General features: G+C 42.2%; 15 protein-coding genes and 4 tRNA genes. 11 read left to right on the top strand and 8 right to left on the bottom strand.

All coding sequences use genetic code 11. The features are described from left to right. Positions 1–576 precede the first annotated feature (576 nt). The 5 genes from glnA to H0S56_RS09600 all read left to right on the top strand — a co-directional run bounded on the left by glnA (position 577) and on the right by H0S56_RS09600 (position 4,152). The gene (glnA, locus tag H0S56_RS09620) at positions 577–1,992 is read left to right on the top strand and encodes a type I glutamate--ammonia ligase (protein WP_004279641.1); all 1,416 of its coding nucleotides are present in this window, start codon (positions 577–579) and stop codon (positions 1,990–1,992) included. Positions 1,993–2,082: 90 nt separating this feature from the next. Beyond that, a complete protein-coding gene (locus tag H0S56_RS09615) occupies positions 2,083–2,358 on the top strand; it encodes a hypothetical protein (protein WP_004279642.1) in 276 nt (91 codons plus the stop codon). Positions 2,359–2,360: 2 nt separating this feature from the next. Then, positions 2,361–2,867: a chorismate--pyruvate lyase family protein gene (locus H0S56_RS09610; protein WP_044112763.1), complete on the top strand. Its 507-nt coding sequence runs from the start codon at positions 2,361–2,363 to the stop codon at positions 2,865–2,867. Between the two features lie 5 nt (positions 2,868–2,872). After that, positions 2,873–3,754 (top strand): 4-hydroxybenzoate octaprenyltransferase, encoded by an 882-nt coding sequence (gene ubiA / locus H0S56_RS09605; protein ID WP_195724937.1) that lies wholly within the window; start codon positions 2,873–2,875, stop codon positions 3,752–3,754. Between the two features lie 134 nt (positions 3,755–3,888). Then, on the top strand, positions 3,889–4,152 hold the full coding sequence (locus H0S56_RS09600) for a hypothetical protein (protein ID WP_005107416.1): 264 nt from the start codon (positions 3,889–3,891) through the stop codon (positions 4,150–4,152). A gap of 184 nt (positions 4,153–4,336) precedes the next feature. Here H0S56_RS09600 and H0S56_RS09595 read toward each other — a convergent pair whose 3' ends face one another. From H0S56_RS09595 to H0S56_RS09560, 8 genes are all read right to left on the bottom strand, one after another. After that, a complete protein-coding gene (locus tag H0S56_RS09595) occupies positions 4,337–5,326 on the bottom strand; it encodes a diaminopimelate dehydrogenase (protein ID WP_195724936.1) in 990 nt (329 codons plus the stop codon). A gap of 316 nt (positions 5,327–5,642) precedes the next feature. Continuing rightward, positions 5,643–6,086 carry a DUF2726 domain-containing protein gene (locus H0S56_RS09590; protein WP_195724935.1) on the bottom strand — a complete coding sequence of 148 codons (444 nt, stop codon included), beginning with the start codon at positions 6,084–6,086 and terminating at the stop codon, positions 5,643–5,645. A 59-nt stretch (positions 6,087–6,145) separates the two neighbouring features. Continuing rightward, a tRNA-Asn gene (locus tag H0S56_RS09585) sits at positions 6,146–6,221 on the bottom strand. A gap of 6 nt (positions 6,222–6,227) precedes the next feature. Then, positions 6,228–6,303 (bottom strand) — tRNA-Asn (locus H0S56_RS09580). A 291-nt stretch (positions 6,304–6,594) separates the two neighbouring features. Further along, positions 6,595–6,670, bottom strand: a tRNA-Asn gene (locus tag H0S56_RS09575). 5 nt (positions 6,671–6,675) lie between these two features. Then, a tRNA-Asn gene (locus tag H0S56_RS09570) sits at positions 6,676–6,751 on the bottom strand. A gap of 148 nt (positions 6,752–6,899) precedes the next feature. Beyond that, entirely contained in the window at positions 6,900–7,526 is a 627-nt protein-coding gene (locus H0S56_RS09565) for a superoxide dismutase (protein ID WP_195724934.1), read from the bottom strand. A 153-nt stretch (positions 7,527–7,679) separates the two neighbouring features. After that, entirely contained in the window at positions 7,680–8,438 is a 759-nt protein-coding gene (locus H0S56_RS09560; RefSeq protein WP_005107415.1) for a Nif3-like dinuclear metal center hexameric protein, read from the bottom strand. Between the two features lie 170 nt (positions 8,439–8,608). On the opposite strand from H0S56_RS09560, the gene H0S56_RS09555 reads away from it, so the two are divergent. The 6 genes from H0S56_RS09555 to rutC all read left to right on the top strand — a co-directional run bounded on the left by H0S56_RS09555 (position 8,609) and on the right by rutC (position 13,672). Beyond that, on the top strand, positions 8,609–9,790 hold the full coding sequence (locus H0S56_RS09555; RefSeq protein ID WP_044112775.1) for a S1C family serine protease: 1,182 nt from the start codon (positions 8,609–8,611) through the stop codon (positions 9,788–9,790). Positions 9,791–9,927: 137 nt separating this feature from the next. Continuing rightward, a complete protein-coding gene (locus tag H0S56_RS09550; RefSeq protein ID WP_004730148.1) occupies positions 9,928–10,185 on the top strand; it encodes a hypothetical protein in 258 nt (85 codons plus the stop codon). A gap of 80 nt (positions 10,186–10,265) precedes the next feature. Beyond that, a complete protein-coding gene (rutD, locus tag H0S56_RS09545; RefSeq protein WP_195724933.1) occupies positions 10,266–11,057 on the top strand; it encodes a pyrimidine utilization protein D in 792 nt (263 codons plus the stop codon). 336 nt (positions 11,058–11,393) lie between these two features. Next, a complete protein-coding gene (gene rutA, locus H0S56_RS09540; protein ID WP_195724932.1) occupies positions 11,394–12,500 on the top strand; it encodes a pyrimidine utilization protein A in 1,107 nt (368 codons plus the stop codon). After that, positions 12,497–13,258, top strand: coding sequence for a pyrimidine utilization protein B (gene rutB / locus H0S56_RS09535; RefSeq protein ID WP_195724931.1), 762 nt, complete (start codon positions 12,497–12,499; stop codon positions 13,256–13,258). The genes rutA and rutB overlap by 4 nt, the downstream gene beginning before the upstream one ends. 33 nt (positions 13,259–13,291) lie before the next feature. Next, positions 13,292–13,672 carry a pyrimidine utilization protein C gene (gene rutC, locus H0S56_RS09530; protein ID WP_004646493.1) on the top strand — a complete coding sequence of 127 codons (381 nt, stop codon included), beginning with the start codon at positions 13,292–13,294 and terminating at the stop codon, positions 13,670–13,672. The last annotated feature ends 94 nt before the right edge of the window (positions 13,673–13,766 follow it).

Genomic DNA, 13,766 nt, shown 5'->3' with positions numbered 1-13,766 from the left:
TAAAGTAATAGGCTTACTAATAGAAAGATTTAAAAGGCTATTTTTTAGAGTAAAACTTAAAAATGAAAAAATGAGATCAAAGAGAGGTAAAATGCTTGATGAAAAAAACATCACTTGAATAATTAAGCTTTATATAAACTTTTCTATTGAAAGTAGATTTAAAGAAAATGCCTCATAATAGGCATACAATCCCAAATGAATCGCAAAATTTTCTTTACTGACATCTTCTAAAAAACGCTCAATTTTTAGCCAAAAGCAAGTAAAAATATAACAAAAGTAAGAAAAAGCAGCATATTTGCTATAAAAAGCTATGTTTCTTATACATTTTTATAGATACATGCACTATTTAGGTGCGCTAAAAAATAAAGCTGAAATAAAATAAATGAAGAATGCTTGAATATAGTGCATTTAGTTTTGCAGCTAGTATAATAGCCGCAAAGTATTTTTGTCACTTCATGATTTCTTATAAAGATTTCAAGATTTTATCTATACTTTTAAAAGTTGGTACGGTAATTGCTTAATAACTATCAACTGCTAACACGCACTTCACGGGTGCAACAAAAACATCGGAGCAAAATGAGCATGGCGAACAAGGTCCTTCAACTCATACAAGAAAGTGGCGCAAAATGGGTCGATTTTCGCTTTACTGATACCAAGGGTAAAGAGCAACACGTCACTTACCCAGCAGACAGTATTGATGAAGATACATTTGAAGACGGCAAAATGTTTGACGGTTCTTCAATTGCAGGTTGGAAAGGCATCGAAGCATCGGACATGATTTTACGTCCGGATGCGGCAACAGGTTTTATCGACCCGTTCTTTGCAGAGCCAACAGTTGTTGTAACTTGTGACGTCATCGAGCCATCAACTGGTCAAGGTTATGATCGTGACCCACGTTCGATTGCGCGCCGTGCAGAAGAATATTTGAAATCTACCGGTATCGGTGATACTGCATTCTTTGGTCCAGAACCAGAATTCTTCGTATTTGACGAAGTAAAATGGGAAATCGACATGTCTGGCGCGCGCCATACATTGATCGCTGAAGAAGCTGCTTGGTCAACTAACAAAGACTACGAAGGCGGTAACTCTGGTCACCGTCCACGCGTAAAAGGCGGTTACTTCCCAGTTCCTCCTGTAGATTCTTCACATGACATGCGTGCAGACATGTGTGCGCGTATCGAAGACATCATGGGTCCAGGTCGTGTAGAAGTACATCACCACGAAGTTGCTTCTTGCCAGTTAGAAATTGGTGTGAGCTTCAACACTATGGTGCGTAAAGCAGACGAAGTTCAACAGTTCAAATATGCGGTTTGGAACGTTGCGCATCAATATGCAAAAACAGCAACCTTTATGCCTAAACCAATGGTTGGCGATAACGGTTCTGGTATGCACGTGCATATGTCGATCTCTAAAGACGGCAAAAACCTGTTTGCTGGTGATGAATATGCAGGCCTTTCAGAAATGGCGTTGTACTTCATCGGTGGTGTAATTAAACATGCCCGTTCTTTGAATGCGATCACTAACCCTTCTACAAACTCGTATAAGCGTTTGGTTCCACATTTCGAAGCACCGATTATGCTTGCTTACTCAGCGCGTAACCGTTCTGCATCTATCCGTATTCCTTACGTGTCTAGCCCGAAAGGCAAGCGTATTGAAGCGCGTTTTCCAGATCCAATGATGAACCCGTACCTAGGTTTCGCGGCATTGTTGATGGCTGGTCTTGACGGTATTCAAAACAAGATCCACCCAGGTGAAGCTGCTGACAAGAACTTGTACGATCTTCCACCGGAAGAAGAAGCAAAAATCCCTACAGTGGCGCATAGCCTGGATATGGCGCTTGAAGCACTTCAAGCGGATCATGATTACCTGTTAAAAGGTGGCGTGTTCACGAAAGAAATGCTTGATGCTTATATCGAGCTTAAAACTGAAGAAGTTCGTCGTCTAAACACGACTACTCACCCAGTTGAATTTGATATGTACTACAGCTTGTAATTCATCACGAATTAAAGCGAAGAAAACCCGCGCATGTCGCGGGTTTTTTTGTATCATCTATTTATAATTTTAAATGATTGATGGGCTTAAATGGCACAACGTAAAAAGCACACCAGCTTTTATCCATGGATTGATCCAAAAGATCATAACAAAGGTTTTAAGTTGAACTTCTCTGAAGTGACTTATCTTGAAGTGGGGCGGACTCCCGAGGGTTATAAGCAGGCTCAATTTGTGGCGCTGAAAAATCCTGAAATAGCGCTGGATTATGCTTATCCAGAATCATTTTATTTGAGTGCTGAAGGTTTTATTTTAATTAAAACCCCACAAGGCAAATATGAAATCATTGCAAAAACAGATAACTGTTAACAATGAATAGTCGTTCTAGAAATCAAAATCAGCGTGTGTTGCTGTCAACTCTGCCTGTTGAGTTAAAACCGTGGCTGTATGCATCGGGTTCACTCACGCAACAACTGACCGATTTGGCGCAAGGACAATTCCATGTCGAGCCAATTCAAGAGCATTTTCAGCGTTTAGGCTTTGCCAATGCCAAATGGATGCAGATGTCACATCAGCATACTTCCTGGGTGCGTGAAAGTTATCTCTACGGCTCGGAACAGTCTCCTTGGGTGAAAGCCAAAAGCATCTTTCCGATTTTAAGCCTGCAAAAAAAAGCCCGAATTTTTCAGCATATTGGCACCAAACCGATTGGCTGGTTTCTGTTTCAGCGCACCAATCCACTCTGCCAGCGTCGGGTGGTACTTTTAGATGAGGGCTGGACCCGTCAGAGCTGCTATACTTGGCACGGCTGTAAATTTATCGTACAAGAGACATTTTTACCGGCATTTGAACACTTTATACAAAATTCACGGGCTTGATTTTTATGGCAACCGCACAAGCAATCACCTGGCGTGAGCGTCTTAGCGCCTATTATTATCTTTGTCGTTTTGATAAACCGATTGGCACTGAACTGGTCTTTTGGCCTACCATGTGGGCGCTGTGGATTGCCGCTCAGGGGATGCCACGTATTGAAATTTTAATTCCCATGATTTTGGGTGTGATTTTTATGCGGGCGGCAGGCTGTGCCATTAATGATTTTGCTGACCGTAAAGTCGATGCACATGTGGAGCGTACTAAAAACCGTCCGCTAGCGACTGGGATTATCAGTGCCAAAGAAGCTGTGATGGTATTTCTGGTTTTGGTGTCTGCCAGTGCCTGCCTACTATTTTTTCTGCCAATCGAAACTTTTTACTGGTCATTTGGGGCTTTATTTTTAGCGTTTATTTATCCTTTTATGAAGCGCTATACCCATTTACCTCAAGTCTTTTTGGGTGCAGCATTTTCCTGGTCGATTCCGATGGCTTATACCGCAGTTGGACAAATGCCGGATTTAACCTGCTGGCTTCTATATTTTGGTAATCTGGCCTGGACCGTAGCCTATGATACCCAATATGCAATTGCAGATCGTGAATACGATTTAAAGATTGGGGTGAAATCAACCGCGATCTTATTTGGTCGATATGATATTCAGATCATTAGCGCTTTGCAGGCCATTAGTATTCTTTTGATTGCTGTGGCACTTTGGCTAGAGAATTTATTGCTTCCATTTGGCCTGGCTGCATTAATTGTTGTCGCTCTTGATTTTATTTACCAAGGGTTAAAAACACGGAATAAAGATCCACAGCTTTGTTTCTGGGCGTTCCGTCATAACCGCTGGATTGGATTCATAATCTTTGCTGGAATTTTTCTGGCTCTTTGGTACTAACCGTCTATCGGCTAATAACAAAAGCGTCCTATAAGGATGCTTTTTGTATTGCCTAATCTATAAGGCTTGAGCTATGACTTTATTTTGTTATATTGAGCAGTGTAATTAAATGACGAAATTAAAGCAGGTTTGTTATGTCCGAGCAGCCACAGCCCCGCAGTGTCAAAAAGCTTTTGATCTTCGGTACGCTTGCACTTTGTATTCCGGTATTTTTAATTAGTATGGCATTTCTTGCAGTGAATAGTGATGCTAAAAATCAGGAAAAATACAAGCAGCAGCAGGCAGATATGATTGCGCGTATTGAAGCACGAGAAGCTGCGGAAAAGCTCAAAGCAGAGCAGGATGTTAAGGCAGATTCAACTCAAGCTGCGTCTGAAAGTAGTGCAACAGCACCTTAATCTATCTAGAATCCCTTTGCACTTGTCTAATACTGCAAATGTCTGTGTAGTAGATAGTTGCATGGGTTTCTGCAAACGATGATTTGACTGTAGATATTCGATACTTAGTAATTAGGCAAGCCGTATTCTAGAATGGAAAAATATAGCCACCCATCATCCGATCGGTGGCTATATTTAAATCATCTTAAAGCAATTCTTTGCGCAATTGTTCTGAAGATTTAATTGAAAGTAGGGCAGGTGCTACATCTAGGGCTGTTTTGGCACCATATTGCTGAGTTTGATTCAGACGGTAGCAGGCACGGGCATAAGCCACTAGAACACTTGCAGTAAACTCTGGATTGCTATTCAGCTTTAAAGAAAACTCAATCACCTGTTTTTGTGCATCACTGGTATTACCACTACGAATGACAAAACCGCCATGTGGCATATCTTGGTGATCTTTCAGTAAAGTTTCCTCACTGATAAAATTCACAGTCGTATTATAATCTGCAAAATAATCAGGCATGCTGACGATGGTTTGTTCAACTGTTGCTGCATCAGCTCCTTGTTCCAAGACCACATAACAGTCACGATGATGTTTATCTTTGGTGCTTAACTCAGGTCGTGCGCCACTGCGGACTTGTTCAATAGCATCAGTGGATGGAATAGTATATTGCACACCGGCTTTTACACCCGGTACACGGCGGATCGCATCTGAATGGCCTTGACTTAAGCCTTTACCCCAAAAAGTATAAGTTTCGCCATCTGGTAATAATGCTTCACCAAATAAACGGTTAATCGAGAACATGCCGGGATCCCAGCCAATAGAAATCATGGCTGTTTTTTTGTTAGCAAGGGCAGGTGCATCGACTGCAGCATAGTATTCCGGAATACGTGCATGCGTATCAAAACTATCTACAGTATTGAATTTACTTGCAAAGATGGGAGCCTGTTGTGGCAAGTCATCTTTAGAGCCGCCACAAAGAATCAGCACATCAATTTTATCGCTAAAATCATTTAATAGTGCATCCATGCTATACACTTGAGTTTCTGCAAAGCAAGGAGAGACGCTGCTTGGTGAGCGGCGAGTAAAAATACCGACAAGCTGCATATCAGGATTTTTTTGGATGGCAGTTTCAACACCGCGGCCAAGATTACCGTAACCCGCGATACCAATACGAATAGAATTTTGCATAAATAAATGATCACTGAATAAAAAAACAACGCCAAAAATAAGCAAGGTGATGATGGCCGGAAATGAAACAGGCCAATCAGGTCATCTGACTTATATTTTGTTTTCGAAAGGATTATAGAGCGATAACTTAAACTTTATCACCCTAATCCTACAGAAAGGCAGGTTTAACTGAGAATGCTTGTGATGAGACGCTAAATTGGACGAAGATTGGCTAATTTTGAAGCACTAAAAGCTGCCGAGAAATTAAAAGCGGAGCAGGAGGCTTTGATCAATCCAATTCAAGCTGCACCGGAAAGTACCGCAATTGCAGCTTAACTTATCTTAAATCCCTTTGCAGTTGTCTTATAATTGGAATCTGGGTGTATCGAATCACGGTATAGCCTGCTGCAATCAGCATGGCATCGCGTTCAGCATCTTCCTGCTCTTTGCCAATATGGCTCGGATCATCCAGTTCGACAATTGCCACTACATTATATTCACGATCAAGTACGACGAAGTCTGTGACTTTGCGATTAAATTGATTGCGCATTTTCATCTGATCGTGCGTGATCAAAGCGCTAAACGCGACTTGTGCCAGAATGTGATGATGGGGAAAGGCATCTTTTAGACGTGTAAACATCCTGCTTTCAAAAGCAGTAATGACGCGCTTTGGATAGAATTTCTTTTGACGGGTGAAGAGATGCGGAAAGAGCAGGCAAACTAATGCAAATGTTGCCAGGCAGCCAATCACAAAAAATATAAACTGACTCAAATCAAACACAGATCACAAATAGGGGAGAATAAAAAACCCACTTCGCAATGAGTGGGTTTTTAGAATCTTGGCTCTCCCACCTGGGCTCGAACCAGGGACCTGCGGATTAACAGTCCGTCGCTCTACCGACTGAGCTATGGGAGAATAGATTGGCTCTCCAACCTGGGCTCGAACCAGGGACCTGCGGATTAACAGTCCGTCGCTCTACCGACTGAGCTATTGGAGAATCTGACAGCGATTATAGAGAGATTTGAAAAGGGGTCAAGGCACTTTTGGAAAAAAGCAGCATAAATTGAATCAAGTGTTTTAAAAATAGTCGAAAAGGTTTGTAGTTCAAACTGTTATGTTTATGTAAACCGGCCCTAACAGCAAAATCGTGATCAGCCTTAATTTTGATAAGTGATCTGGAGCATAAGAAATGAGCGGTTGATCGCGCATATAAATCAATATGATCTCAATTTAAAAAATACAGCTATAAAAAAACCCACTTCGCAATGAGTGGGTTTCTTCAGAATTTTGGCTCTTCCACCTGGGCTCGAACCAGGGACCTGCGGATTAACAGTCCGTCGCTCTACCGACTGAGCTATGGAAGAATAGATGGCTCTCCAACCTGGGCTCGAACCAGGGACCTGCGGATTAACAGTCCGTCGCTCTACCGACTGAGCTATTGGAGAATCTGATCGGCATTTTAGGGATGAATGACCAGGTCGTCAATCAATTAATGTAAAGAAATGAATTGTTTGCTTCATAAATATTCATTTAGAGCCTAAAAATAAAAAAATCACCCGAAATGGGTGATTTTTTTAGCAAAGAAATAAAAAATTATTTCTCAACACCTGCAGGCTGACCTGCATATTTCGCATTTGCATAATCCCAGTTTACTAGGCTTTCTAGGAAAGTAGAGATGTACTTAGGACGAGCATTACGGAAATCGATGTAGTAAGCGTGTTCCCAAACGTCAATCGTCAACACTGCAATTTTACCGTGCGCCATTGGCGTATCAGCATTTGAAGTTTTCATGATTGAAAGCTGACCGTTTACTTCGTCAGCCACTAACCAAGCCCAACCTGAACCAAATTGAGTAATTGCAGCAGCAGCAAATTCTTCAGCAAATTTTTCATAAGAACCGAATGCTTCGTCAATTTTCGCAGCCAAAGTACCAGTTGCTTTACCGCCACCGTTTTTAGCCATACAGTTCCAGTAGAAGGTGTGGTTCCAAACTTGAGCCGCGTTATTGAAAACACCTGCTTTAGAAGCATCACCAGCAGTTGCTGTAATAATTTCTTCTAGAGTTTTGCCTTCAAGCTCAGTACCAGCGATCAGGTTATTCAGGTTAACCACATACGTATTGTGGTGTTTGTCGTGATGGTATTCTAAAGTTTCCTTGCTGATGTGTGGAGCAAGATCTTCGTAGCCATAAGGTAATGCTGGTAAAGTAATGGTTGTCATGTTCTCAATTCCTTGCATTTTGCTGGGTTTTAACAATAAGTGGCTTTATTGTAATAGATAATCGGGCAGAAATGGGCATCGTGTATAAATAACAATACAGAATAAAGCCTGAAAATATATGAATAAAGCCACTGATCATAACCGTCAGTCGAATTAAATCGGATTGTTTAATTCGAAATAATCATACTCAATATTAAACTGTTCTGAAATAGCCTTGCCAAGGCGTTGCACACCGTATTTTTCAGTCGCATGATGGCCACAAGCATAATAATGCACATTCAGTTCCTGAGCTTCATAAAAGGTCCGTTCAGACACTTCGCCCGAAATATAGGCATCACAGTTCTGTAGTGCTGCTTTTTGAATATAATCCTGCGCACCACCGGTACAGAAACCGACTTTATGGATTTGAGTTTGGTCAGCAGGAAGATGAATCGCATCAAATCCCAGCTTTTCTGAAACATAATTTTTAAAATCTTCTGGACTCATCGGCTGTTTTAAATAGCCAATATTGCCAATCGGACGTTTTTCACTCGGATCAAGCTGTTCGATATTTTCGAGTTCCAATAAATCCGCAATGGCAGCATTATTCCCCAATGTTGGATGGCTGTCTAAAGGCAGATGATAGCCAACCAGTGAGATATCATGTTGAATCAGGGTTTTAATACGCTTACCACGCATGCCGGTAATTGGATAGGCTTCACCTTTCCAGAAATAGCCATGATGCACCAGCAATAAATCTGCACCTTGCTCAATTGCGGCTTCAATTGCACTCTGGGAGGCGGTCACGGCACAGAGGATTTTATTCACCTCGGATTTGCCTTCAATCTGCAGGCCATTCGGTGCATAGTCCTTAAATTCACGTGCTGCCAAAGTCTGGTCACACCATTGAATAATATCGTTCAAATTCGCCATAAAATTCCTGTAAGTTTAAAAACTTGCCCATATTTATCTATAGGTCTAATTGTAACTAAAGCTGCACAAATCTCTGTGGAATTTTTTGTGTTTAGTTATGTATTTCGCATTACAATAGGACACAAATTACTTAGTCATCAACGAATTAAAATATTTTAGAGGATAGCAACGTGCGCCGCACCTTTACATGGTTACCCTGGGTGTTACTGATTTTAGTCATTATCGGTTTTTTGGGGTGGCAACAACTACAAAAACCAAAGGCACCAGTTGCGCCAGATGGTGTCAAAATGCCTGCTGAAAAAGTAGAGCCGTTGATTGATACGTCGCGCTCAGGAGGCGTGGTCTCCTATAGTGCTGCTGTAAAAGTGGCAGCACCCGCTGTCGTGAATATTTTTACTACTCAAAAAGTCAAGCAACAGGCGCATCCTTTACTGACCGATCCGGTATTTCGTGAATTCTTTGGCGATCAGTTGCCTGACCAGTATGGACAAAGCCCGAATGAAAACAGTTTAGGTTCGGGTGTAATTGTACGTCCAGACGGTTATATCCTGACCAATAACCACGTGATTGCACAGGCCGATCAGATTGTAGTGGCTTTGCAGGATGGACGTCGTGCTGAAGCCAAGGTGGTCGGAACTGATCCGGATACCGATCTGGCTGTGATCAAGATTGAACTGACGCAATTGCCAGTTTTGCCATTTAAACTCAGTGGCAATGAAGTCGGTGATGTGGTTCTGGCCATTGGTAATCCTTTTGGTGTTGGGCAAACCGTGACGCAGGGGATTATCTCGGCAACGGGCCGTTCAGACTTGGGTATTAATACCTATGAAGACTTTGTGCAGACTGATGCTGCAATTAACCCGGGTAACTCGGGTGGTGCGCTGATTGATGTCGCCGGTAATTTAATTGGTGTGAATACTGCAATCTTCTCGCAGTCTGGTGGTTCGCTGGGGATTGGTTTTGCCATTCCGGCCAAAATCTGTCAGCAGGTGATGAATGCCATTTTGAAAGATGGCCGTGTGGTTCGTGGCTGGTTAGGGATCAGCTTATTACCTGCAGAGCGTGATGATGTTCTGCAACCTAAAGAAAAAGGCGTAACTGTCGCAGAAGTGCTACCGGATGGACCTGCTGCCAAGGCTGGAATCCAGCGTGGCGATAAGATTATGAAAGTAAATGAGGAAGAGATTAGTTCTGCCTCACATCTGATTAATTTTGTGGCCTTGCAAAAGCCAAACAGTACCATTCAGATTGAAATTGAGCGGGCAGGAAGAACCATGATCCTAGAGGTTGTGGTGACTGAACGTAAGGCACAAAACAGTGCTTCACAATATATTCCTCTGCCAGGCCAATAAGTTTGATTAAAAAAAATCCCTCATGATGAGGGATTTTTTTTATACTTTCTTTCAGCATGTTCTGATACAAAAGTGAAATATTAAGCGTTTTATAAATCATTTAGCTTAGTGAAATAACATTAAAAGAGAAAATAAAAATGAATTTTATGACGGCAGATCAGGCCAAAATTTTATCTAATGTTGCTAACCTGAATATTGAAATGTATAAGCCACGTCTGGCGCAACTGATTGAAGATAATGCCCGGCAAGGCAATACAGCGGTACTGACAGTTTTTCCCAAACATCTGCCTTTGGAAGATATCCGTGCCTTGTCTGCCGAGTTAACAGATCTGGGTTATAACGTACGTTTTGAAGTACAAGAATTTTATTACAGCTTTAATGTCTACTGGCTGTAATTTTAACAGTTGTTCAAAAAAGGTCCTGTTTAGGCATATATTTTGCTGCGTTCATCTCATATTTAAACTATGAGAAATTTATGTCTTTATTTATTAATCATGCAGCACAGGCAGATGCACCTTATGTGGTGCTTTCGTCCGGACTGGGCGGACATGCCAGTTTCTGGAATCCTCAAATTAGAGTTTTACAGCAGCATTTTCATGTGGTTACTTATGACCAGGAAGGCTGTCATTCAGATTCTGAACTCTTGCCCACGCCTTATTCGATCGACCATATGGCCGGCCAGATTCTGGATTTATTGATCAATGATGGCATTCGAGAGTTTCATTTTATCGGGCATGCGTTGGGCGGACATATCGGCATGCAACTGGCGACCTATCAGGCTGAAAGAAAGTTTAAGCTGCTCAGTTTGACCATGTTAAATGCTTGGGGAGAGCTGGATGCTCATACTCAGAAGTGTTTCGAAGCCCGGACTTCGTTATTGCTCAATAGCGGGGCAGAGGCATATGTGAGAGCACAGGCTTTATTTCTTTATCCGCCGCAGTGGATTTCAACCCATATTGATCAGTTAACCGAAGCAGAAAATAAGCAGCTCCTTGACTTTCCACCGATCAAAAATGTTCTGGCACGCCTACAAGCCGTGCAGACTTTTAAACTAAACACAGAACATCAACAGGCACTCAAAGATATTCCTATACATCTGCTTGCCAATCAGAATGATTTCCTGGTGCCTTATCAACGGTCACAGCAATTACAGCAATGCTTGCCGCATAGTCAGCTAAGTTTGCTTGCTACAGGTGCACATGCATCTACTGTGACCGAGACAGATCAGGTGAATCAACTGATCCTTTCATTCCTGATTACCCCTTAGTTTGAAGATTTTTTTAAAGCCAGACCTCGTGTCTGGTTTTTTATTTTTTCTAATCAATCATTTTTGTAGCATCAGCATGGTTTTTACTTCGAATTGATGCATGAACTGCAAATGCAAAAATTGCTACGAGTGCACTTGAATGAAACAATATGTTCAAAATTGACTCATAGGTAAAAATGGTTATTTTACTAAAAATTCAAAAAATAAAATATTAAGTAATTGATAATTATAAATTAAATATAGTTGGCACACGCTTTGCAATGTTTATCTTGTAAATAAAATTCCCGAAGTGGAATCAGAATTTTGAATAAGTGTTAAAAATAATGAGGTGTGAAAATGAAAATAGGTGTCTTCTGTCCAATCGGAAATAATGGCTGGTTACTCTCTGAAAATGCACCGCAGTACATGCCGACTTTTGAGTTAAACAAACAAATCGTACAGCGCGCTGAGCACTATGGTTTCGATTTCGCACTTTCTATGATCAAGCTGCGTGGCTTTGGTGGCAAGACTGAATTTTGGGAACATAACCTGGAAACTTTCACCCTAATGGCAGGTCTTGCTGCTGTCACCAGCAAAATTAAAATTTTCGCAACTGCCGCAACTCTGGTGATGCCACCTGCAATTGTCGCGCGCATGGTATCAACTATTGATTCGATTTCAAATGGTCGTTTTGGTCTAAATGTGGTGACCGGCTGGCAACCACCTGAATATACCCAAATGGGTATGTGGCCAGGTAATGACTATTTTGGTAAACGCTATGAATATCTGTCTGAATATGTACAAATTCTGCGTGAACTTTGGGCGACTGGTAAGTCAGACTTTAAGGGCGAACATTTCCAGATGGAAGACTGTCGTGTCAGCCCTCGCCCGCAAGCAGACATGAAAATCATCTGTGCTGGTCAGTCTGATGCCGGTCTGGAGTTTTCTGCGCAATATGCTGACTACAACTTCGTGTTTGGTAAAGGGCTGAATACACCGACCGCTTATGCAGAAATTAATGATCGCCTAAAAGAAAAAACAGATGTGACGGGTCGTGATGTACAGACTTATGTGCTGTTTATGGTCATCGCGGCAGAAACTGATGAAGAAGCTCAAGCCAAATGGCAACACTATAACGATGGCGCAGATATGGAAGCGATTAACTGGTTGATGAATCAGGGCGGGAAAGACACGACTTCCGGTGCAGATACCAATATCCGTCAAATGGCGTCTAGCGTATCTCCAGTGAATATCAATATGGGAACCTTGGTAGGTTCTTATGAAAATGTGGCACGAATGTTGGATGAAATTGGCGAGATCAAGGGCACTGAAGGTGTGTTGCTGACCTTTGATGATTTCGTTCAGGGTGTAGAAGATTTCGGTCAGAAAATCCAGCCATTGATGAAATGCCGTGACCATATTGTGATTGAGGGTGAAGCACCTGTACTGGAGAAAAGCGCATGAGTGAATTAGTGGTAAGGGCCGGTTTTACTGAAAAACTCGGTACCGGAAAATCGCTTAAAGCTGAGCCTGAACCAATCTGCCTTGCACCTGAACAGACTGCCCTGATTGTGATTGATATGCAAAATGCCTATACCTCGCAGGGCGGCTATCTGGATCTGGCGGGCTTTGATGTCTCAAAGACCAAACCAGTCGTAGAGAACATTAAAAAGGCAGTCGATGGAGCGCATGCGGCCGGTATTCAGGTCATCTATTTTAAAAATGGCTGGGATGCAGAATATAAGGAAGCAGGTGGTACGGATTCTCCGAATTTCCATAAATCCAATGCCTTAAAGACCATGCGTAAACGTCCTGAATTACAGGGTCAATTGTTAGCAAAAGGCAGTTGGGATTTTGAGCTGATTGATGAGTTAAAGCCACTGCCACAAGACCTGGTGATCGAAAAGCCACGTTATAGCGGTTTCTTTAATACCGCGCTGGACAGCATGTTACGTGTGCGTGGTATTCGTAATCTGGTCTTTGTCGGGATTGCCACCAACGTTTGTGTAGAGTCGACACTACGTGACGGCTTCTTTCTGGAGTATTTCGGTGTAGCACTTGCCGATGCCTGTCATCAGGCAGGTCCAGTCGAAGCCCATGAAGCCAGTCTGTATAACATCAAGACCTTCTTTGGCTGGGTGTCAGATACTGCAAATTTTGTCGATACCTTTCAAAAAGAAAGTGAGTCACTAAAAGAAACTGAATTGGCTGTAAGCGCGTAAAGAATTAAAGAACAGAATTAAGGAAAAAATAGTATGCCTAAAGAAATCATTATTCCAGCAGGAACATCGAAACCATTAGCACCGTATGTACCGGCAACCAAGGCAGACAATATTGTGTATGTATCCGGTACATTGGCCTTTGATGAAAATAATAATGTGGTGCATGTCGGTGATGCCGCAGCACAGACCCGTCATATTCTGGAAACCATCAAGCGTGTGATTGAAGAAGCAGGCGGCAGTATGGATGACGTGACCTTTAACCATGTCTTTGTCAAAGACTGGGCAGATTATGCTGCGATTAATGCAGTTTATGCAGAATATTTCCCGGGAGATAAACCGGCACGTTATTGCGTACAGACAGGTTTGGTCAAACCTGATGCGCTGGTCGAAATTGCTTCGATTGCCCATGTATAAGCCGATCCACCTGATTCAATCTCATTACTAGATGCCCCAGGTCTGAAACTGAATATTGACTTGGGGGCGGGAGAACAGCATGAATGCCAAACTA

The organism is Acinetobacter lwoffii (assembly GCF_015602705.1).
Taxonomy (GTDB): Bacteria; Pseudomonadota; Gammaproteobacteria; order Pseudomonadales; family Moraxellaceae; genus Acinetobacter; species Acinetobacter lwoffii_E.
The sequence above is the reverse complement of the archived record's forward strand: the minus strand, read 5'-3'. Positions and strand labels throughout refer to the sequence as shown.